This is a genomic window from Pseudomonas sp. ABC1, from assembly GCF_013395055.1.
Lineage (GTDB): Bacteria > Pseudomonadota > Gammaproteobacteria > Pseudomonadales > Pseudomonadaceae > Stutzerimonas.
Map to the genome: position 1 here is coordinate 374,686 of NZ_CP058349.1, position 21,645 is coordinate 396,330.

21 protein-coding genes are annotated in these 21,645 nt (G+C 63.2%); 15 read left to right on the forward strand and 6 right to left on the reverse strand.

Annotated elements, in window-relative coordinates; all coding sequences use genetic code 11:
- Positions 1–219 precede the first annotated feature (219 nt).
- Positions 220–909, reverse strand: a complete 690-nt coding sequence (locus HW090_RS01430) for an alpha/beta family hydrolase (RefSeq protein ID WP_179111799.1) — start codon at positions 907–909, stop codon at positions 220–222.
- Positions 910–973: 64 nt separating this feature from the next.
- On the opposite strand from HW090_RS01430, the gene ccoN (HW090_RS01435) reads away from it, so the two are divergent.
- The 12 genes from ccoN (HW090_RS01435) to HW090_RS01490 all read left to right on the forward strand — a co-directional run bounded on the left by ccoN (HW090_RS01435) (position 974) and on the right by HW090_RS01490 (position 13,030).
- A complete protein-coding gene (ccoN, locus tag HW090_RS01435; RefSeq protein WP_179111800.1) occupies positions 974–2,398 on the forward strand; it encodes a cytochrome-c oxidase, cbb3-type subunit I in 1,425 nt (474 codons plus the stop codon).
- 14 nt (positions 2,399–2,412) lie between these two features.
- Positions 2,413–3,039: a cytochrome-c oxidase, cbb3-type subunit II gene (gene ccoO, locus HW090_RS01440; protein ID WP_179111801.1), complete on the forward strand. Its 627-nt coding sequence runs from the start codon at positions 2,413–2,415 to the stop codon at positions 3,037–3,039.
- A gap of 83 nt (positions 3,040–3,122) precedes the next feature.
- A complete protein-coding gene (ccoP, locus tag HW090_RS01445) occupies positions 3,123–4,058 on the forward strand; it encodes a cytochrome-c oxidase, cbb3-type subunit III (RefSeq protein ID WP_179111802.1) in 936 nt (311 codons plus the stop codon).
- A 352-nt stretch (positions 4,059–4,410) separates the two neighbouring features.
- Positions 4,411–5,838, forward strand: a complete 1,428-nt coding sequence (gene ccoN / locus HW090_RS01450) for a cytochrome-c oxidase, cbb3-type subunit I (protein WP_179111803.1) — start codon at positions 4,411–4,413, stop codon at positions 5,836–5,838.
- 10 nt (positions 5,839–5,848) lie between these two features.
- The gene (gene ccoO / locus HW090_RS01455; protein ID WP_179111804.1) at positions 5,849–6,460 is read left to right on the forward strand and encodes a cytochrome-c oxidase, cbb3-type subunit II; all 612 of its coding nucleotides are present in this window, start codon (positions 5,849–5,851) and stop codon (positions 6,458–6,460) included.
- Between the two features lie 6 nt (positions 6,461–6,466).
- Positions 6,467–6,649 carry a cbb3-type cytochrome c oxidase subunit 3 gene (locus tag HW090_RS01460; RefSeq protein ID WP_179114785.1) on the forward strand — a complete coding sequence of 61 codons (183 nt, stop codon included), beginning with the start codon at positions 6,467–6,469 and terminating at the stop codon, positions 6,647–6,649.
- Positions 6,650–7,567 carry a cytochrome-c oxidase, cbb3-type subunit III gene (gene ccoP / locus HW090_RS01465; protein WP_179111805.1) on the forward strand — a complete coding sequence of 306 codons (918 nt, stop codon included), beginning with the start codon at positions 6,650–6,652 and terminating at the stop codon, positions 7,565–7,567.
- Positions 7,568–7,725: 158 nt separating this feature from the next.
- Entirely contained in the window at positions 7,726–9,141 is a 1,416-nt protein-coding gene (ccoG, locus tag HW090_RS01470) for a cytochrome c oxidase accessory protein CcoG (RefSeq protein ID WP_179111806.1), read from the forward strand.
- A 14-nt stretch (positions 9,142–9,155) separates the two neighbouring features.
- On the forward strand, positions 9,156–9,662 hold the full coding sequence (locus HW090_RS01475; protein WP_179111807.1) for a FixH family protein: 507 nt from the start codon (positions 9,156–9,158) through the stop codon (positions 9,660–9,662).
- A gap of 7 nt (positions 9,663–9,669) precedes the next feature.
- Complete coding sequence (locus tag HW090_RS01480; RefSeq protein WP_179111808.1) at positions 9,670–12,069, forward strand: heavy metal translocating P-type ATPase; 2,400 nt, start codon at positions 9,670–9,672, stop codon at positions 12,067–12,069.
- A gap of 66 nt (positions 12,070–12,135) precedes the next feature.
- Complete coding sequence (gene ccoS, locus HW090_RS01485; RefSeq protein WP_179111809.1) at positions 12,136–12,354, forward strand: cbb3-type cytochrome oxidase assembly protein CcoS; 219 nt, start codon at positions 12,136–12,138, stop codon at positions 12,352–12,354.
- Positions 12,347–13,030 carry a sulfite exporter TauE/SafE family protein gene (locus HW090_RS01490; protein WP_179111810.1) on the forward strand — a complete coding sequence of 228 codons (684 nt, stop codon included), beginning with the start codon at positions 12,347–12,349 and terminating at the stop codon, positions 13,028–13,030. Before ccoS ends, HW090_RS01490 begins: the two co-directional genes overlap by 8 nt.
- A gap of 511 nt (positions 13,031–13,541) precedes the next feature.
- Here HW090_RS01490 and nadE read toward each other — a convergent pair.
- Positions 13,542–14,375: an ammonia-dependent NAD(+) synthetase gene (gene nadE, locus HW090_RS01495; RefSeq protein ID WP_179111811.1), complete on the reverse strand. Its 834-nt coding sequence runs from the start codon at positions 14,373–14,375 to the stop codon at positions 13,542–13,544.
- A 143-nt stretch (positions 14,376–14,518) separates the two neighbouring features.
- Between nadE and hemN the strand changes: the two genes are divergently transcribed.
- The 3 genes from hemN to HW090_RS01510 all read left to right on the forward strand — a co-directional run bounded on the left by hemN (position 14,519) and on the right by HW090_RS01510 (position 17,302).
- Complete coding sequence (gene hemN / locus HW090_RS01500; protein ID WP_179111812.1) at positions 14,519–15,904, forward strand: oxygen-independent coproporphyrinogen III oxidase; 1,386 nt, start codon at positions 14,519–14,521, stop codon at positions 15,902–15,904.
- A 97-nt stretch (positions 15,905–16,001) separates the two neighbouring features.
- Positions 16,002–16,736 (forward strand): fumarate/nitrate reduction transcriptional regulator Fnr, encoded by a 735-nt coding sequence (fnr, locus tag HW090_RS01505; protein WP_179111813.1) that lies wholly within the window; start codon positions 16,002–16,004, stop codon positions 16,734–16,736.
- Between the two features lie 17 nt (positions 16,737–16,753).
- On the forward strand, positions 16,754–17,302 hold the full coding sequence (locus HW090_RS01510; protein ID WP_179111814.1) for an adenine phosphoribosyltransferase: 549 nt from the start codon (positions 16,754–16,756) through the stop codon (positions 17,300–17,302).
- A gap of 103 nt (positions 17,303–17,405) precedes the next feature.
- Here the strand turns inward: HW090_RS01510 and recR are convergent, their stop codons facing one another.
- From recR to pdxB, 4 genes are all read right to left on the reverse strand, one after another.
- A complete protein-coding gene (recR, locus tag HW090_RS01515; RefSeq protein ID WP_179111815.1) occupies positions 17,406–18,008 on the reverse strand; it encodes a recombination mediator RecR in 603 nt (200 codons plus the stop codon).
- A gap of 60 nt (positions 18,009–18,068) precedes the next feature.
- Complete coding sequence (locus tag HW090_RS01520; RefSeq protein ID WP_179111816.1) at positions 18,069–18,395, reverse strand: YbaB/EbfC family nucleoid-associated protein; 327 nt, start codon at positions 18,393–18,395, stop codon at positions 18,069–18,071.
- 34 nt (positions 18,396–18,429) lie between these two features.
- The gene (gene dnaX, locus HW090_RS01525) at positions 18,430–20,394 is read right to left on the reverse strand and encodes a DNA polymerase III subunit gamma/tau (protein WP_179111817.1); all 1,965 of its coding nucleotides are present in this window, start codon (positions 20,392–20,394) and stop codon (positions 18,430–18,432) included.
- A gap of 76 nt (positions 20,395–20,470) precedes the next feature.
- Positions 20,471–21,613, reverse strand: coding sequence for a 4-phosphoerythronate dehydrogenase PdxB (gene pdxB, locus HW090_RS01530; protein WP_179111818.1), 1,143 nt, complete (start codon positions 21,611–21,613; stop codon positions 20,471–20,473).
- Positions 21,614–21,645 lie beyond the last annotated feature (32 nt).

Here is a 21,645-nt window from a genome sequence, read left to right on the forward strand (position 1 = left end):
GATAGCCGTGTTTGTCTGTTTTGTGATGGCTACAGCGATGGAACGCTGCAATAGAAGCGGAGCACGGTGGGAACGATAGCGCACATTCCACGTCCCGAGCGTGCAGGCGGGAACCTGTACCAAGGTCCTGCCCGTCGTCGATGGATAACATGATTCGCCCCCAAAGTCTCCCCGATTCTAGAGCCCTCAGCATTCTTGGCTGCTATACGAAAGTCGCAATTATGCAGCCAATCCACGCAGAAAAACGGCGATCTCCCGTGCCGTGCGGGCCAGATGCGCTTCATGGGTGAAACCGGAGCGCTTGAGTGGCTTCAGGTCGTGATCCGCGGCCTCCAGCCAGACGACGCCGATCGCTGGGGCCAGGACATAACCGGCGACCGTCTCCCGACCACCAAGCGCATCGCGCTCGCCCTGCACGATAAGGGTCGGCGTATTCAGGTTGGCCAGGTGTTCTACCCGGGGCTTGTCCTTGCGCCCGGCGGGGTGGAATGGATAGCCCAGGCAGACGAGTGCGTCGCACTCAAGCTCGTCCGCCAGCAGACTGGCCATTCTGCCGCCCATGGACTTGCCGCCGATGGCCAATGGCCCTGCGGTTTGCTGTCGCACGAAGGCATGGGCCTCACGCCACGCCTGCAGCAGTTTCGGGGCGGTGTCCGGGGGGCGCCGAAGACCCGTTTCGCGCCGTTGCGCCATGTAGGGGAATTCGAAGCGAAACACCGCCACGCCTAGGCTTGCGAGCCGCTCGGCCACGTCATTCATGAAGGCGCTGTCCATGGGCGCGCCCGCGCCGTGGGCGAGGATCAGGGTATGCCACGGAGCCGCTTCGGGGCGGGCCCAGATACCAGCAACTAAATGTGCGCCCGACGTGTATTGATCCGGGTCAATACCGCTTATTTGCCCTTTCTCCATGCTTGCTCCCGCTTTCTTTTAGAAAGAAAAAAACCGCTCATTAGCCGTGGATGGAAGCCCATACATGAACACAGCAACCAGTACCGCCTACAATTACAAGGTGGTCCGCCAATTTGCCATCATGACGGTGGTGTGGGGAATCGTCGGGATGGGGCTCGGCGTTTTCATCGCAGCACAATTGGCCTGGCCGCAACTCAACTTCGACCTCCCCTGGACCAGCTTTGGCCGCCTGCGACCACTGCACACCAACGCGGTGATCTTCGCCTTCGGTGGTTGCGCCCTGTTCGCCACCTCCTACTACTCGGTACAGCGCACCTGCCGCACCGTGTTGTTCGCACCCAAGCTGGCAGCCTTCACCTTCTGGGGTTGGCAACTGGTGATCCTGCTGGCGGCCATCAGCCTGCCGCTGGGCTTCACCAGCTCCAAGGAGTACGCCGAGCTGGAATGGCCGATCGATATCCTGATCACCATCGTCTGGGTTTCCTATGCCGTGGTGTTCTTCGGCACCATCGTCAAGCGCACGGTCTCCCACATCTATGTAGGTAACTGGTTCTTCGGTGGCTTCATCCTGACCGTCGCGCTGCTGCACGTGGTCAACAACCTGGAAATCCCGGTCACGCTGACCAAGTCCTACTCGCTGTACTCCGGTGCAACCGATGCCATGGTGCAATGGTGGTACGGCCACAACGCCGTGGGCTTCTTCCTGACCGCTGGCTTCCTGGGCATGATGTACTACTTCGTACCCAAGCAGGCCGAGCGTCCGGTCTATTCCTATCGCCTGTCCATCGTGCACTTCTGGGCGCTGATCACCCTGTACATCTGGGCCGGCCCTCACCACCTGCACTACACCGCTCTGCCTGACTGGGCGCAATCCCTGGGCATGGTGATGTCGCTCATCCTGCTGGCTCCGAGCTGGGGCGGCATGATCAACGGCATGATGACCCTGTCCGGCGCCTGGCATAAGCTGCGCAGCGACCCCATCCTGCGCTTCCTGGTGGTGTCCCTGGCCTTCTATGGCATGTCCACCTTCGAAGGCCCGATGATGGCGATCAAGACCGTCAACGCCCTCTCCCACTACACCGACTGGACCATCGGCCACGTACACGCCGGCGCCCTCGGCTGGGTTGCCATGGTGTCCATCGGCGCGCTGTACCACCTGATCCCGAAAGTCTTCGGACGCGAGCAGATGTACAGCACCGGCCTGATAAACAGCCACTTCTGGCTGGCCACCATCGGCACCGTGCTCTATATCGCCTCGATGTGGGTCAACGGCATCACCCAGGGCCTGATGTGGCGCGCAGTCAACGACGACGGCACCCTGACCTACTCCTTCGTCGAAGCGCTGGAAGCCAGCCACCCCGGCTTCGTGGTACGTGTGATCGGCGGCGCGATCTTCTTCGCCGGCATGCTGCTGATGGCCTACAACACCTGGAAGACCGTGCAGGCCTCCAAACCGGCTGAATACGATGCCGCTGCGCAGATTGCCTGAGGAGCCGACCTGAAATGACAACGCATAACGAGACCAAACACGAGAAAATCGAGAAGAACATCGGCCTCATGGCCATTCTGATGATCTTCGCCGTGAGCATCGGTGGCCTGACGCAGATCGTCCCGCTGTTCTTCCAGGATGTGGTCAACGAGCCGGTGGCGGGCATGAAGCCCTACACCGCGCTGCAGCTGGAAGGCCGTGACCTCTACATCAAGGAAGGCTGCGTCGGCTGCCACACCCAGATGATTCGTCCCTTCCGTGCTGAAACCGAGCGCTACGGCCACTACTCCGTCGCCGGTGAAAGCGTGTATGACCACCCCTTCCTGTGGGGCTCCAACCGTCGCGGTCCGGACCTGGCCCGTGTAGGCGGTCGCTACTCCGACGACTGGCAGCGTGCGCACCTGTACAACCCGCGCAACGTGGTGCCTGAGTCGAAGATGCCGTCCTACCCGTGGCTGGTCGAGAACGTACTCGACGGCAAGGACACCGCCAAGAAGATGCAGGCGCTGCGTACCCTCGGCGTGCCTTACAGCGACGAGGACATCGCCGGTGCCTCCGATGCCGTCAAGGGCAAGACCGAGATGGACGCAATGGTTGCCTACCTGCAAGTGCTCGGCACTGCCTTGCAGCACAAGCGCTGATCATCGGACGGCGGCCGCCTGACGGCCGCCTGGGACTAAAATCGCGGACAGTCGGAGTTGCTCAGGCTGTCCAGGAGTAGCACATGAGCACTTTCTGGAGTGGATACATCGCCCTGCTGACGCTGGGCACCATTGTCGCTCTGTTCTGGTTGATCTTCGCCACGCGCAAGGGCGAGTCGGCCACGACCACCGACAAGACCATGGGACATGCCTTCGATGGCATCGAGGAGTACGACAACCCGCTGCCCAAGTGGTGGTTCATGCTGTTCATCGGCACCCTGCTGTTCGGCATCGTCTACCTGATCCTCTATCCGGGCCTGGGTAACTGGAAAGGCGTACTGCCCGGTTACGAAGGTGGCTGGACCCAGGCCAAGGCATGGGAGCGTGAAATGGCCCAGGCCGAGCAGAAGTACGGCCCGATCTTCGCCAAGTACTCCGCCATGCCCATCACCGAGGTGGCCAAGGATGAGCAGGCACTGAAAATGGGCGGCCGCCTCTTCGCGACCTACTGCTCGATCTGCCACGGTTCGGATGCCAAGGGCTCGGTGGGCTTCCCCAACCTGGCTGACAAGGACTGGCGCTGGGGCGGCGAGCCGGAGACCATCAAGATGTCGATCCTCCATGGCCGTATCGGCGTCATGCCGGCCTGGGGCGCGGTCATCGGTGAGGAAGGCGTGAAGAACGTCGCGGCCTTCGTCCGCAAGGACCTGGGCGGCCTGGCATTGCCGGAAGGCACCGCAGTCGATCTGGAAGCCGGCAAAGCCATCTACGCCCAGACCTGCTCGGTCTGCCACGGCGCGACTGGCGACGGCATGGCCGCACTCGGCGCACCTGCGCTGAACAGCCCGGCTGGCTGGATCTACGGCAGCAGCCTGCCTCAGTTGCAGCAGACCATCCGCCACGGCCGCAACGGCCAGATGCCTGCACAAGAGCAATACCTGGGCAACGACAAGGTCCACCTGCTGGCGGCCTATGTCTACAACCTGTCCCATGGCAGTGAAAAAGCGGACGAGCAATAAGCTCCGCACGGGCGGTACGCAAGTACCGCCCCCTCCCTCTGAAGTACTACTTCCTTGTCCGTGCGACTCTCTGACGCACAGTTACTTCGATAAACACCTTTCCCCTTTTCCGCCCCAGCTTCTAAGCTTTCGTCATTCGCCACACACCGCATAACCACAAGGCGAAACCTTTCCTAGCAAGCACCGGCCTGGTGCCAGGGCCCCCTGAATAGCGAACGGAAGACGCTTGAAATCAGGGCCTGAGCGGCCAGAAACGGCGGCGGGCGTGGTTTGCATTGCCCCCCTCCTTTCTCCATACTTGCCGCCGATTTTTGCCCTTAATAAAAAAATGCCTATAGCGTGGAAGCCTTGTATGAGCACTGCGATAACAGAAACTGCTTATAACTATAAAGTGGTTCGCCAATTCGCCATCATGACGGTGATATGGGGAATCGTCGGGATGGGTCTGGGCGTGCTGATCGCCGCACAACTGGTGTGGCCTCAACTCAACTTCGACCTGCCGTGGACCAGCTTCGGCCGTCTGCGCCCCCTGCACACCAACGCGGTGATCTTCGCCTTCGGCGGGAGCGCCCTGTTCGCCACCTCCTACTACGTGGTGCAACGCACCTGCCAGACTCGCCTGATCTCCGATGCCCTCGCCGCCTTCACCTTCTGGGGCTGGCAACTGGTCATCGTACTGGCGGTCATCACCCTGCCGCTGGGTTTCACCAGCTCCAAGGAGTACGCCGAGCTGGAATGGCCGATCGACATCCTGCTGGCGGTCGTCTGGGTCACCTACGCCGTGGTGTTCTTCGGCACCATCATGAAGCGCAAGGCGCGCCACATCTATGTCGGCAACTGGTTCTTCGGTGCCTTCATCCTGGTCACGGCGATGCTGCACATCGTCAACAACCTGGAAATCCCGGTCACCCTGACCAAGTCCTACTCCATCTACGCGGGCGCCACCGATGCGATGGTCCAGTGGTGGTACGGCCACAATGCCGTGGGCTTCTTCCTGACCACCGGCTTCCTCGGCATGATGTATTACTTCGTGCCCAAGCAGGCCGAGCGTCCGGTCTATTCTTACCGCCTCTCCATCGTGCATTTCTGGGCGTTGATCACCCTGTACATCTGGGCCGGTCCGCACCACCTGCACTACACCGCACTGCCTGACTGGGCGCAGTCCCTCGGCATGGTGATGTCGATCATCCTGCTGGCTCCGAGCTGGGGCGGCATGATCAACGGCATGATGACCCTCTCGGGCGCCTGGCATAAGTTGCGCACCGACCCGATCCTGCGCTTCCTGGTGGTGTCCCTGGCCTTCTACGGCATGTCCACCTTCGAAGGCCCGATGATGGCGATCAAGACCGTCAACGCCCTCTCCCACTACACCGACTGGACCATCGGCCACGTACACGCCGGCGCCCTCGGCTGGGTGGCGATGATCACCATCGGCTCCATGTACCACCTGATTCCGAAGGTCTTCGCTCGTGGGCAGATGCACAGCATCGGCCTGATCAACGCGCACTTCTGGCTGGCCACCATCGGTACAGTGCTCTACATCGCTTCGATGTGGGTCAACGGCATCACCCAGGGCCTGATGTGGCGTGCAGTCAACGACGACGGCACCCTGACCTATTCCTTCGTCGAAGCGCTGGAAGCCAGCCACCCCGGCTTCATCATCCGTGCCCTCGGCGGCGCGTTCTTCCTCACCGGCATGCTGTTGATGGCCTACAACACCTGGCGCACCGTGCGTGCCGCCAAACCGGCCGAATACGAAGCCGCCGCGAAGATCGCCTGAGGAACGTGCAATGAAGAATCATGAAGTACTCGAAAAGAACATCGGCCTGCTGACCATCTTCATGGTGCTGGCCGTGAGCATCGGCGGCCTGACGCAGATCGTTCCGCTGTTCTTCCAGGATGTGGTCAACGAACCGGTCGAGGGCATGAAGCCCTATACCGCACTGCAACTGGAAGGCCGCGACCTCTACATCAAGGAAGGCTGTGTCGGCTGCCACACGCAGATGATCCGTCCGTTCCGCGCCGAAACCGAGCGCTACGGCCACTACTCCGTCGCCGGCGAGAGCGTCTACGACCACCCCTTCCTGTGGGGCTCCAATCGTCGCGGTCCGGACCTGGCCCGTGTCGGCGGTCGCTACTCCGACGACTGGCAGCGTGCGCACCTGTACAACCCGCGCAACGTGGTCCCCGAATCGAAAATGCCAGCCTATCCATGGCTGGTCGAAAACGTACTCGACGGCAAGGACACCGCCAAGAAAATGCAGGCGCTGCGCGCCCTTGGCGTTCCTTATACCGACGAAGACATCGCCAGCGCCAAAGACGCCGTCAAGGGTAAGACCGAGATGGACGCCATGGTCGCTTATCTGCAAGTGCTCGGCACTGCACTCACTAATAAACGGTAACGCATGATGGATATCGGGACTCTTCGCGGTTTGGGCACTTTACTGGTCGTCGTCGCCTTCACCGGCATCGTGGTGTGGGCTTACAGCAGCAAGCGCAAGCAAAGCTTCGACGAAGCCGCCAACCTCCCTTTCGCAGACGACGAGCCCGTACCCAAGAAGCGTGATGAAGAAGCATCCGGAGAAAAATAAATGACGTCGTTTTGGAGTTGGTACATAACGCTGCTGACCCTGGGCACCATCGTTGCACTGGTGTGGCTGCTGCTTGCAACACGCAAGGGGCAACGCATCGGCGGTACCGAAGAAACCGTCGGCCATTCTTACGATGGCATCGAGGAGTACGACAACCCACTGCCCAAGTGGTGGTTCATGCTGTTCGTCGGCACCGTCGTGTTCGCCCTCGGCTACCTAGCCCTCTACCCTGGTCTGGGCAACTGGAAAGGCCTGCTGCCGGGATATGAAGGCGGCTGGACCCAGGCCAAGGCCTGGCAACGGGAGATGGACAAGGCCAACGAACAGTACGGCCCGCTCTACGCGAAATACGCTGCCATGTCGGTGGAGGATGTCGCCAAGGACCCTCAAGCGCTGAAGATGGGCGGACGCCTGTTCGCCTCCAACTGCTCGGTCTGCCACGGCTCGGACGCCAAGGGTGCCTACGGCTTCCCCAACCTGACCGACGACGACTGGCTGTGGGGCGGTGATGCCGCGACCATCAAGACCACCATCCTGCATGGCCGCATCGCCACCATGCCGGCCTGGCGCGACGTGATCGGTGAAGACGGTATCCGCAATGTCACCGGCTACGTGCGTAGCCTGTCCGGCCGCGAGAATCCCGAGGGAATCGACGTCGACCTTGAGCGTGGTCAAAACATCTTCGCGACCAACTGCGTAGTCTGTCATGGTCCTGAAGGCAAGGGCGTCGCCATGCTTGGCGCACCGAACCTGACCGACAACATATGGCTCTACGGTTCCAGTTTCGCCCAGGTCCAGCAGACGATCCGCCATGGACGCAACGGCCGCATGCCAGCGCAGGAAGGCATCCTGGGTAACGACAAGGTGCACTTGCTCGCAGCCTATGTGTACAGCCTGTCCCAGAAAGCGGAGGACTGATCCCCGGATCAGTGCAATACCCCCCAGGGTGTGGCAGTCAGTGACGCACTGTCGCACCTGACCCCGGGATTTCGGGAGTACCATTGGCGCGGAACCAAAGAGATCCCGGTCGGCACGTATCGACCGGGACACCCACACTTCGCCGTGGTACGCATTAGATGACTGAGCAGCAGATACCCGTTCGGGATGTCACACCACCGAACACCAAGAACGCCTCCACCGACCTCTATGCCTCTCGCGCCCAGATCTACACCCGCGCCTTCACCGGCTTGTTCCGGAACCTGAGACGGGTTGGTGGCGCCTTCCTCTTCCTTCTGTTCTTCGGTACGGCCTGGCTGACCTGGGATGGCCGTCAGGCTGTCTGGTGGGACCTGCCGGAACGCAAATTCCACATCTTCGGCGCCACCTATTGGCCGCAGGACTTCATCCTGTTGTCCGCGCTGCTGATCATCTGTGCCTTCGGCCTGTTCTTCATCACGGTATTCGCCGGTCGCGTCTGGTGCGGCTACACCTGCCCGCAGAGCGTCTTCACCTGGGTCTTCATGTGGGCGGAAAAGGTCACCGAAGGCGACCGCAACCAGCGCATGAAACTCGACAAGGCCGCCATGAGCGGCACCAAGATCACCCGCAAGATCGCCAAGCACGCCATATGGCTCGGCGTCTCCCTGCTGATCGGCATCACCTTCGTCGGCTACTTCACCCCGATTCGCGAGCTGGTGAGCGACCTGCTGACCCTGCAGGTCGGTGGCTGGGCCGCCTTCTGGATCGGTTTCTTCACCCTCGCCACCTACGGCAACGCCGGCTACCTGCGCGAGCAGGTGTGCATCCACATGTGCCCTTATGCACGCTTCCAGAGCGTGATGTTCGACAAGGACACCCTGATCGTTTCCTACGATCCGCGCCGTGGCGAAACACGCGGCCCGCGCAAGAAGGATGCCGACTACAAGGCCGCCGGCCTCGGCGACTGCATCGACTGCACCATGTGCGTGCAGGTCTGCCCCACCGGCATCGACATCCGCGACGGCCTGCAGATCGAATGCATCGGCTGCGCGGCCTGTATCGACGCCTGCGACGCCATCATGGACAAGATGCACTACCCCAAAGGGCTGATCAGCTACACCACTGAACACAACCTGTCGGGACAGAAGACCCACCTGATCCGCCCACGCCTGATCGGCTATGCTATCGCCCTGGTCACGATGATGAGCATCTTCGCCTATGCCGTGGCCGAGCGTCCGCTGGTCAAGCTGGACGTGCTGAAAGACCGCGTGCTCTATCGCGAGAACGAAAAGGGCTATGTCGAGAACGTCTACACCCTGAAGATCATGAACAAGGCACAGCACGCACAGACCTTCACCATCCGTGCGTCGGGGCTGGATGGCCTGAGCTACGAAGGGCGTACCGAAGTCCGCGCGAATGCCGGAGAGCTGGTCACCCTGCCCGTGGAACTGTCCATCGCGCCGGAAAAACTGCCATCGAGCACCAACGAGATCATCTTCCACGTCCAGTCGGCAGATGATGCATCCATCAACGACGACGCAGACAGCCGATTCATCGGCCCGAGCGTCCGCTGAAAACAAGGCCACACATGCGTTCCGACAACGAGCAAGTCACCCGTTGGTACACCCAGCCCTGGGCCTGGTTCATCATCGCCATCCTGGCGACCTCGGTGATCCTCGGCACCTCGCTGCTGACCATCGCCATCCGTAACCCGGTGTCGCTGGTGGTGGAGAACTACTACGACGTGGGCAAGGGCATCAACACCTCGCTGGAGCGAGAGAAACTGGCTGCGCGCTACGGCATCCAGGCGCGCCTGCAACTCGACGAGGACACCGGCACCGCCCGCCTGACCCTCGAAGGCATCAGCCGCCCACCGCAACTGGTGCTCAACCTGATCTCCCCGACCCAGCCGGAGAAGGACCGCCGCATCGTCCTGCAACCCCAGGGCGAGGCTGGCAACTATGAAGGACTCATGCAGGAAGCCGTGACCGGGCGTCGCTTCATCGAACTGCTGGGCCGCGAAGGCGACCAGGAATGGCGCCTCTACGAGGAAGAAACCATCGTCAGCGGACAAGCCGTCGAACTGACCCCCTGAGTGCACGATGGCCCAGCCGACTCCCTGCTACCACTGTGGCCTGCCGGTTCCCGCCGGCAGCGCCTTCCATGCCGACGTGCTGGGCCAGACCCGTGACTTCTGCTGCCCTGGTTGCCAGGCGGTGGCTCAGACCATCGTCGCCGGCGGCCTGGAAAGCTACTACCAGCAACGCAGCGACACCGCGATCAACCCCCAGGAGCTGCCCCAGGTGCTCTCGGAGGAGATGGCGCTCTACGACCGTCCGGACGTGCAGCAGCCCTTCGTCAGCCACGACACCGAACTGGCCAGCACCGCACTGCATATAGAAGGTATCAGTTGTGCCGCTTGTGGCTGGCTGATCGAACGCCACCTGCGTTCGATGGAAGGCGTCAGCGAGGCGAGCCTCAACCTCTCCAACCACCGCCTGCGCATCCACTGGGATGATGCACGGCTGCCACTCAGCGAGCTGCTCGCGCAGTTGCGCCGTATCGGCTACGCCGCCCACCCCTACCAGCCCGACCAGGCCGCCGAACGCATCGCCAGCGAGAACCGTCGCGCCATGCGCCAGCTCGGAGCCGCCGGCCTGCTGTGGATGCAGGTGATGATGGCCACCATGGCCACCTGGCCGGAGTTCAACCTCGACCTTTCCGAGGGCATGGCCAGCATCCTGCGCTGGACCGCCCTGCTGCTGACCACCCCGATCGTCTTCTATTGCTGCACCGACTTCTTCCGTGGCGCCATACGCGACCTGCGCACGCGCCACCTGACCATGGATGTCTCCGTCTCGCTGGCCATCGGCGGCGCCTACCTGGCCGGCATCTGGTCGACCATCACCGGCCAGGGCGAGTTGTACTTCGACGCGGTCGGCATGTTCGCGCTGTTCCTGCTGGCCGGCCGCTACCTGGAACGCAGGGCGCGGGAACGTACCGCCTCGGCGACCGCCCAGTTGGTCAACCTGCTGCCCACCTCCTGCCTGCGCCTGGAAGAAGGCGGGCAAGGCACACGCATCCTGCTCAGTGAACTGAATATCGGCGACCGCGTGCTGGTACAGCCTGGCGCCCTGATCCCGGCGGACGGCGACATCCTCGAAGGTCAGTCGAGCATCGACGAATCCGTGCTGACCGGCGAATACCTGCCGCTGCCACGCGCCGCCGGCGATACGGTGACCGCCGGCACCCTCAACGTCGAAGGCCCGTTGGTGATTCGCGTGCGTGCCCTGGGCGACGACACGCGGCTGTCGGCAATCGTCCGGTTGCTGGAGCGGGCACAGGCGGAAAAACCACGCCTGGCCGAACTGGCCGACAAGGTCGCGCAATGGTTCCTGCTGGTGGTTCTGCTGGTCGCGGCGACAGTCGGCCTGATCTGGTGGCAGATCGACCCGCAGCGAGCCTTCTGGATCGTCCTGGCCCTGCTGGTCGCCACCTGCCCCTGCGCGCTGTCGCTGGCCACGCCAACCGCCCTGACCACCGCCACCGGCACGCTGCACACGCTTGGCCTGCTGCTGACACGAGGCCATGTGTTGGAAGGCCTGAACCATATCGACACGGTCATCTTCGACAAGACCGGCACCCTGACCGAAGGCCGCCTGACCCTGAGCGCCGTACACCCCCTGCGCGAACTGGATGCCGACACCTGCCTGGGCCTTGCCGCCGCGCTGGAAAACCGCTCGGAACACCCCATCGCCAAAGCCTTCGGCCGCGCTCCGGAGGCCGCCGACGGTGTGGAAAGCCATCCGGGCCTGGGCCTGTCCGGCACCCTCGGCGGGCGCCACCTGCGTATCGGCCAGCCCGCCTTCGTCGCAGCCGGCTATGGCGGCGAAACACCAGTGATCCCGGGCGAACAGGGCCAATGGCTACTGTTGGGCGATGACCAGGGCGCACTGGCCTGGCTGGTCCTCGACGACCGCCTGCGCGAAGACGCGCCGGCCCTGCTCGATGCCTGCCGACACCAGGGCTGGCGCACGGTCCTGCTCTCCGGTGACAGCTCGCCGATGGTCGGCCAGATCGCCGAACAACTGGGCATGGACGAGGCCGTCGGCGGACTGACGCCGGACGCCAAGCTGCAACGCCTGCAAGCCTTACAAGCACAAGGGCAGCGCGTATTGATGCTCGGCGATGGTGTCAATGACGTGCCGGTACTGGCCGCCGCCAACATCAGCATCGCCATGGGTTCGGCCACCGACCTGGCCAAGACCAGCGCCGATGCGGTGCTGCTGTCGAATCGACTGGGCAGCCTGATCCAGGCATTCTCGATCGCCCGCCGCAGCCGCCGCATCATCATCGAGAACCTGCTCTGGGCCAGCCTCTACAATGGCCTGGTACTGCCCTTCGCCGCACTGGGCTGGGTCACGCCACTCTGGGCCGCACTGGGCATGTCGCTCAGCTCACTGCTGGTAGTATTGAATGCCTTGCGGCTGGCCCGGCATTGACCCCGATGCACTCGACACCACACCTGCCGCTACGGCCCTTTTGACGCTGGTCGCCCCGGAGTACCCATGGCAGCTTTGTATATCCTGATTCCCGTCGCGGTGGCCCTGGTCGGGCTGGCCATCTGGATCTTCTTCTGGGCGGTCGACAGCGGCCAGTACGACGACCTGGAAGGGCCGGCACACAGCGTCCTGTTCGACGACGACCTGCCACCACGGCCCGAGCAAAAAGCCGTGTCGGGCGACGAGCCACCCGCTGAACCTGAAGAGCCGCCGAAGCGTGATTGAACTGCTGCCGCTGATGATTTCCGCGCTGGTGCTGGGCCTGCTCGGCGGCGGCCACTGCCTGGGCATGTGCGGTGGCCTGATGGGTGCCCTGACCATGGCCATTCCAGCGGAGCAGCGGGCCCGCCGCTTCGGCCTGCTGCTGGGCTATAACCTCGGTCGCATCCTCAGCTATGCCCTCGCGGGCTTTCTCCTCGGTCTCGCGGGCTGGGCCATCGCCAGCGGCCCCCTGGCGACCGCCATGCGCATCGTCGCGGGGCTGCTACTGATTTGCATGGGGCTTTACCTGGCGGGCTGGTGGAGCGGGCTGACACGGGTGGAAGCCATCGGCAAAGGCCTGTGGAAACTCATCCAGCCACTGGCCAGCCGACTGATGCCAGTCAGCAGCCTGCCCCGCGCCCTGCTGCTGGGCGCCCTGTGGGGCTGGCTGCCCTGCGGGCTGGTCTACAGCACCCTGCTCTGGGCGGCCAGCCAGGGCAACGCCCTGGACAGCGCCCTGCTGATGTTCTGCTTCGGCCTCGGCACCTGGCCGCTGCTACTGGCCACCGGCCTTGCCACCGAGCGCCTCGGCGCATTCCTGAAGAACCGCAACGTACGCCGGGCAGCCGGGCTGCTCGTGATGCTCTTCGGCCTGTGGACACTGCCAGGCCCGCACCAGCACTGGCTGATGGGGCACTGAGCGGGCGTACATGCTCATGCCGTCGATACGTTTCGATGCAGTGGCCTTGCGGTCATCGCTCCTGTGCGAATGCCAGGTAGCGGAACGGGGCACGCGTGAATACATCCCTGTAGCTCTTCGCCGCCATCCCTGGCGGCGAAGGCCCCGTCCCGCTCCCGCACAGCCATCTTTAGTGGCGACTGTAGGAAGACATTCGTCGGTCATGAGCCTGCGCACCTGGGCTCCCGCCTGCGCGGGAGCGACGGGTATCGGTGTTTTTTCTTATGGCCACTTCAGTATTGACTGCGATCCCGGTCAACCCCTCGGAGAAACCTTCGTCGGCAGGGACGCCGACGAAGAGCCCCATGGATGGGTTTATGCGTGTTTCGTAGAGGGGTTGGCCGGGATCGCAATGTCGCAGGAATCAAGGGCACTGCAATTGCTTCTATGCCTAATCAGTGACTCACTTGCCAATCCGGGCGCAAGACTGCGTCTTGGCGGCCATAGCACGCTTTCCATGGCCTGCCAGGCCTCAGGCCTGCGGCTCTTTCGGCTGCTGGCGCTTGTGCGCCGTTTTGTCGTAGGTGGCAATGATCACCCTGGCTGCGTCCGGGTTCACCGGCTGCCCGAGCAGGAACGCATCGATATCCGCGTAGCTCACGCCATGGGCTTCTTCATCGGGCTTGCCGGGCGCCAGTTCTTCCAGATCGGCGGTCGGCACCTTGTGCACCAATTGTTGCGGCGCACCGAGTGCGGCAGCCAGTTGCCGCACCTGCCCCTTGACCAGGCCAGCCAATGGCGTGAGATCGCACGCGCCATCGCCGAACTTGGTGAAGAACCCCATGACCGCTTCCGCCGCATGGTCGGTGCCCACAACCAAGCCCTGGCGGGCATTGGCAATGGTGTACTGGGCGACCATGCGAATGCGTGCCTTGGTATTGCCCAGGGCGAAATCCCGGGCGGCGGGCGACAGCCCTTGCAAGGCATCGACCACACCGGCCAGCGCCTGCACCGACGGGCCTATGTTCACCGTATGGGCCTCGTCCGGGGCGATACTGGCCACGGCCAGGGCAGCCTCTTCCTCGTCATGCTGGACCTGATAAGGCAGGCGGACGGCGATAAAGCGGTAGTCATCCCCCTCGCCGGCCTCGCGCAACTCCCTGACGGCACGCTGGCACAACAGCCCTGCCGTGGTCGAGTCGACGCCACCGCTGATCCCCAGCACCAGCGTCTTCATGCCCGACTGGCGCAGGCAGTCCTGGATGAACGCCACGCGACGCTCGATCTCGGCAGCCACAGCGGCATCATTCTCCAGAGGGCCACGCACCCCCAGGGCAACGGCGATTTCCTGCTGGCGACTCTGCATCTCTATTCTCCTGGTGATCGAGGGAACTCATTCGGGCGGCGTCAAAGGCCGCCAAGGGTCAAGACAAGCTTGATACAGGTCAAGTCAGCTCGGCAACCTCCAACCTAGAATCCGGTCACCGCCACCCAAACCGGAAAAGTCACATGCTAGACGCCATCCGTTGGGACGCCGACCTGATTCGCCGCTACGATCAGGCGGCGCCTCGTTATGCTGCCTACCCCTCCGTGGTCAGGTTCGACGGTGGCATTGGCTCGTTCGACCTCCTGCACGCGCTGCGCGACAGCCGCCGGGCCGGTCGCCCTCTATCGCTCTACCTGCACCTGCCGTTCTGCGCCAACGCCTGCTACTACTGCAATCGCAACAAGGTCATCACCAAGGACCGTGGTCGCACCCAGGCCTACCTCGACAGCCTGGAGCGGGAAATGGCGCTGCTGGCCAGGCACATCGGCCCGGGCCAGTGCGTCGAGCAGTTGCGCCTGGGCGGCGGTACGCCGACCTTTCTCAGCCACCAGGAACTGCGTCGCCTGATGGCGTCGCTGCGCAAATACTTCAACCTGCTGGACGACGGCTCCGGCGACTACGGCATCGAGATCGACCCGCGCGAAGCGGACTGGCCGACCATCGGCCTGCTGCGCGAACTGGGCTTCAACCGCATCAGCATCAGCGCCCAGCCGATGTCCGCCGACGTGCAGCAGGCAATCAACCGCCTGCAGACCCCGGAGCAGACCCGCGCCATCATCGAAGCCGCGCGCACCCTGCAATACCGCTCGGTCAATATCGACCTGCTCTACGGACTGCCCCGGCAGAACCTGGACAACTTCTCGCAGACGCTGGACTCGATCATCGAGCTGCAGCCGGACAGCCTCTCGATCAGCCGCTACCGGCACCAGCCAGAGCAGCATGCGAGCCAGCGACGCATCGACGCAGGAGCCCTGCCCGATGCCAGCGAACAGATCGCCATGTTCCAGCATGGTATCGAACGCCTCACCGAGGCCGGATACCGCTATATCGGCATCGACCACTTCGCCCTGCCGGATGACGACCTGGCCATCGCCCAGGAAGACGGCACGCTGCAACGCAACCTGCTCGGCTACACCACCCACGGCCACTGCGACCTGCTGGGCCTTGGAGTTTCGGCCATCAGCCAGGTCGGCGAACTCTATTGCCAGAATCACACCGACCTGAATCGCTATCAGCAGAGCCTGCAACAGGACCAGTTGGCCACCCAGCGCGGCCTGCACTGCAACAAGGACGACTTGTTGCGCCGCTCGATCATCCATTCGCTGATCTGCGACTTCGAACTGGACATCGCCGCGCTGGAGACCCGCTTCTCGATCGACTTCGGCGATTACTTCGCGGACATCCGCCCTCAGCTCGGCCAGATGGAAAGCGACGGACTGATCGCATTGTCCGAAGCACGCCTGCTGATACTGCCGCCCGGACGCCTACTGGTGCGTGCGGTGTGCATGCTGTTCGACCACTACCAGGCCAGCCAACTGGAGCCAAAGGACTGGTATCAACCGGCCTGACGACTCGGCGTGCGGTGCTAAGTTCCATAGACAATTGGCTACACACGCCAGGGTGGGGTAACCTTGCACGGCCAGTAAGGTTTTTCAGGAATGCCGAATGTCCGAGTCGATCAAGGTCCGCACGCAGCGACAAGCTCACTGCAAGGATTGCAGCCTTTCCGCCCTGTGCCTGCCCCTCTCCCTGAACATGCAGGACATGGACGCGCTGGATGAGATCGTCAAGCGTGGCCGTCCTCTGAAGAAGGGTGAAAGCCTGTTCCGCCAGGGCGAGACCTTCAACTCCGTATTCGCGGTGCGCTCGGGTGCGCTGCGTACGTTCAGCGTCACCGACAGCGGTGAGGAGCAGATCACCGGCTTCCACCTGCCCAGCGAACTGGTCGGTCTGTCCGGCATGGATACAGAGAGCTATCCGGTGTCCGCGCAGGCACTGGAGACCACCTCCGTCTGCGAGATTCCCTTCGAGCGCCTGGATGAACTGAGCGTCTCCCTGCCTCAGTTGCGTCGCCAGTTGATGCGCATCATGAGCCGCGAGATTCGCGACGACCAGCAGATGATGCTGCTGCTGTCGAAGAAGACCGCCGACGAGCGCATCGCCACCTTCCTGATCAACCTGTCGGCGCGTTTCAGCGCCCGTGGGTTCTCGGCCAACCAGTTCCGCCTGCCGATGTCGCGCAACGAGATCGGCAACTACCTGGGCCTCGCGGTGGAAACCGTTTCCCGCGTGTTCACCCGCTTCCAGCAGAACGGCCTGATCGAGGCGGAAGGCAAGGAAGTGCGCATTCTCGATTCGACCAGCCTTTGTGCACTGGCCGGCGGCACCCTGGATAGCTGACACAAGAGGAACGGCGGATGATCTTCGACGAGTTCAGCATCAAGAAACTGGTACGTCCGGTACCTGACTTTCCGAAGCCTGGCGTGATCTTCCGCGACATCACCCCGTTGTTCCAGTCGCCCCGTGCCGTGCGCATGGTGGCCGACAGCCTGATCCAGCGTTATGTGGAAACGGAGTTCAGCCATATCGGCGCCCTGGATGCCCGTGGCTTCATCATCGGCTCCATCCTCGCCTACGAGCTGAACAAGCCGTTGATCCTGTTCCGCAAGCAAGGCAAGTTGCCGGCCGAAGTACTCAGCCAAAGCTACAACACCGAATACGGCGAAGCCTTTCTGGAAGTCCATGCCGACAGCCTGTGCGAAGGCGACTCCGTGCTGCTGGTCGACGACCTGATCGCCACCGGCGGCACCCTGCTGGCCGCCGCACAACTGGTGCGACGCATGAATGCCAAGGTGCACGAAATCGCAGCGGTGATCGACCTGCCTGAGCTGGGCGGCTCGCAGAAACTGCAGGAAGCCGGCCTCACCACCTACACCCTCACCGCCTTCAGCCTCGACGAACGCTAGGGTCGCGACACACACCGACCCTCCTGTAGGGTGCGCCATGCGCACCTGAACCATCAGCGCCGTCATTCCTGGTGCGCACAGCGCACCCTACACAAGACAGCCATCAACCCAGGCTGATCGGCTTGCGCCCCGCCAGGGCATGGGCCAGCGTTCCACCGTCGACCAGTTCCAGCTCGCCACCCAGTGGCACGCCATGGGCGATACGGCTGATGACGATGTCGCGATCACTCAGCATCTGTGCGATGTAATGGGCAGTCGCCTCGCCCTCCACCGTCGGGTTGGTGGCCAGGATCACTTCGACGAATGCGCTTTCGGCGATCCGCGCCAGCAGTTCGGGAATACCGATGGCCTCCGGCCCGAGGCCATCCAGCGGCGACAGATGCCCCTTGAGCACGAAGTAACGTCCGCGAAAGCCGGTCTGCTCCACCGCGAACACATCCACCGGACTCTGCACCACGCACAGCAACTGGTCGTCGCGCCGTGGATCCGCACACAGTGCACAGATAGGGTCTTCGCTCAGGGTGCGGCACTGCTGGCAATAGCCAACGTGCTGCATGGCCCGGGACAACGCCTCGGACAGACGCAGCCCGCCACTGCGGTCACGCTCCAGCAGGTGCAAGGCCATACGCTGGGCGGTCTTCTGCCCGACACCGGGCAGGCCACGCAGGGCTTCGACAAGCTGCCGAATCAGGGGACTGAAACTCATAGGTATCTCGGTCGTTGCGCGCGCTCAGGCCCCGGCGGTTATCCGAGGCCTGAAACTCAATCAGAAGGGCATCTTGAAACCAGGTGGCAACTGCATGCCGGCGGTCATACCGGACATCTTCTCCTGGCTGTTCTGTTCGATTTTGCGCACTGCGTCGTTGACGGCTGCGGCGATCAGGTCTTCGAGGATTTCCTTGTCTTCCTGCATCAGACTGTCATCCAGGTTGACGCGCTTGACGTCATGACGGCCATTCATCACCACACTGACCAGGCCTGCGCCGGACTGCCCCGTCACCTCGGCATTCGCCAGCTCTTCCTGCATTTTCTGCATCTTGTCCTGCATCTGCTGCGCCTGCTTCATCAGGCCGGCCATGCCACCTTTCATCATGTGGGAATCTCCTAATCGGGTTGGATCGGTCGTTTTACTGTTGTTCTACGGGTTCGATGCTGTCATCGCGGATGCTCGCATCGAACTGCTGCAACAATTGCTGCACCAGCGGATCGGCATGAATGGACGCCTCGGCCGCTTTCTGTCGTTCCAGGCGCCGGCGTGCGGCGGCCTGGGCCGGTGTCTCCTGACGCGGCTTCTCAAGCTCAATCACCAGCGTCAGCGTGCGGTCGTGGTACTGGTTCAAGGCATCGTTCAGGCGACGGTGCTGGGTGCTGTTGAACAAGGCGCTCTGGGCCGGGTCCAGGTGCATCAGCCAGCGGTCGCCTTCCACGGAAATCAGGGTGCAGTTGGCCGCGATACTGCCCGTCAGGCCGGACAGCCCAAGCTTGAGGAACAGCGCCTGCCAATCCGCCGCCAGGCCGGTCGCCGGCTCGATGGCCAGTTGTGGCGCGGCATCGGCTCGCTCGGGGGCGTGTTCCAGGGCATCGACAAACGCATCGGCGTAACTGTCGGCCACGAAGTAGTCTTCATCCGAGACGGGCGGCTCTTCGTCATCACCGTCATCGCGCTCATCCGGCGCAGGGGCCGGCACACTGCCCAGTTCAGGCATCGGCGGAGCAGGCGACTCTTCCCAGGGCAGATCGATGGGCGGCGGCAGATCCTCCAGCACAGGCGCATACGCTGGCTCTGGCTCTGGCTCTGGCTCTGGCTCTGGCTCTGGCTCTGGCTCTACGGGAGTATCGACCGTCGCGGGGGCGACCGTGGCAACGGGCTCAACGGTTTCGTCAGCAGACGCCACGGCCACCGGCGCGGGAACCGCCTCTGGCGTGGCCTCCCGAGTCGTCCGGGAGTCAGTCGTGGCCGTTGTGACTCCCAGTGGCTTTAGCGGCACCTGCGGTGCTGCCCCCTGCCCCGCCGGCCGGAAGGCCAGCATGCGCAAGAGCACCATCTCGAAGCCATTGCGTGGATCAGGGGCCAGTGGCAGGTCGCGACGACCGATCAGGCCCATCTGGTAATAGAACTGCACATCCTCGGCGGGCAGCGCCTGGGCCAGGCCCAGCACGCGCTCGCGGTCACCCTGGCCGTTGTCGACCGCTTCAGGCAATGCCTGGGCGACCGCGACACGGTGCAATACGTTGAGCATCTCAGCCAGTACACCGCTCCAGTCCGGCCCCTGTTCGGCCAGGTGACGAACCGCTTCCAGCAATGCCCGCGCATCACCTTCGAGCAACGCCTGCAGCACGCCATAGACCTGCCCATGATCGAGGGTCCCGAGCATGGCCCGCACATCGGCTGCGAGTACCCGCCCCTCGCCGAAGGCAATGGCCTGGTCGGTCAGGCTCATGGCATCGCGCATCGAACCGTCGGCGGCGCGACCGAGCAGCCACAGCGCATCTTCCTCGAAGGGCACCTGCTCGGCCGACAGCACATGGGTCAGGTGCTCGACCACACGCTCCGGCGGCATGTTCTTCAGGGAGAACTGCAGGCAACGCGACAGGATGGTGGCCGGCAGCTTCTGTGGATCGGTGGTGGCCAGCAGGAACTTGACGTGGGGTGGCGGCTCTTCCAGGGTCTTCAACAGGGCGTTGAAGGAACTGGTCGAGAGCATGTGCACTTCGTCGATCAGGTAGACCTTGTAGCGGCCACGGCTGGGCGAGTACTGCACGTTGTCGAGCAGCTCGCGGGTATCCTCGACCTTGGTGCGGCTGGCGGCATCGACTTCGATCAGGTCGACGAAACGGCCCTCGTCGATCTCACGGCAGATCGAACACTGCCCACAGGGCGTGGAGCTGATACCGGTTTCGCAGTTCAGGCACTTGGCGATGATACGGGCGATGGTGGTCTTGCCCACGCCACGCGTACCCGTGAACAGGTAGGCATGGTGCAGGCGCTGGCTGTCCAGCGCGTTGATCAGGGCCTTGAGCACATGCGTCTGCCCGACCATTTCACGGAACGAGCGCGGACGCCATTTGCGGGCAAGAACCTGATAACTCATAGCACCATCACGGGTTAAAACCAAAGACGGCCAATGCTAGCGGAGCAGGCCATAAATTGCATCCGGCGCGGCACAATCAGGCCAAGCGAGCGCCCAACGCGGCAACCAGTCGCTCAAGCCCGGCACTCCCGCCCCGAACACCGACAGCCAGCCCCTCGATCTCTCGGCGCGGTGGATAAGCCTTGCGCAAACAGTCGAACGCTGCCCGCCGCTGCGCCTCGTCCCCGATCAGGCTGCGGCGAAAATCCGCATCGTCCCGGCGAGGGTCATAGACGGCACGGCACAAGGTCGCCATGACGTCCTCGGCAGGCGCCGCTGCGTCGAACGCCAGTGACTGCAATTGCCGGGGCGGCACCAGATCGTCCATATGCGACCGTGGCGCGATCCCCATCGCCGCGCAGAATGCCTGATAGACCTGCCAGGTGCCGCGCAGCTTGCCATCCAGACTGTAACCGGCGATATGCGGCGTGGCGATCCGGCAGAGCGCGGCCAGCTCGGTATCCACCAATGGCTCGCCCTCCCAGACGTCCAGTGCGACCTGCAGGTCCGGCCGCTTGCGCAGCGTCCGCAGCAAGGCCTGGTTGTCCACCACTGCGCCACGGCTGGCATTGATCAGCCAGGTTCCCGGCAACAGCCGCTCCAGGCGGCGCTCGTCCAGCAGGTGACGGGTGGCCGCTTCGCCTTCGCGCGTCAGCGGCGTGTGCAGACTGATCACGTCGCAGGTCTCGAGCACTTCATCGAGGGAAACGAAATCGCCTGCCTCACGCGCTTCACGCAGTGGGTCGCAGGCCAGCACCTGCCAGCCGAGAGCACGCAGCAGTTGCAGCAGGCGCCCACCGACCTGACCAACGCCGACGATGCCGTAGCGCCGTTCGGCCAGCGCCTTGCCCTCGCGCTCGGCCAGTGCGAGCAGGCAGCCCAGTACATAGTCGACCACGCCACGTGCATTGCAGCCCGGCGCACTGGCCCACTGAATGCCGGCCTGCCGGAAGAAGTCCAGATCGAGATGATCGGTGCCGATGGTGCAGGTACCGACGAAGCGCACCGGACTGCCCCCCAGCAGTTCGCGGTCCACCGTGGTCACGGAGCGCACCAACAGCGCATCACACGCTTGCAACATACTCCTGTCGATCGCACGTCCAGGCTTGCGCTCTATGGTGGCGAAGGCCGAGAACAGTTCATCGACCAGTGGGATGTTTTCATCGGCGACAATACGCATCATCGGCCCCAGGCAAAGACGGGCATTCTAGG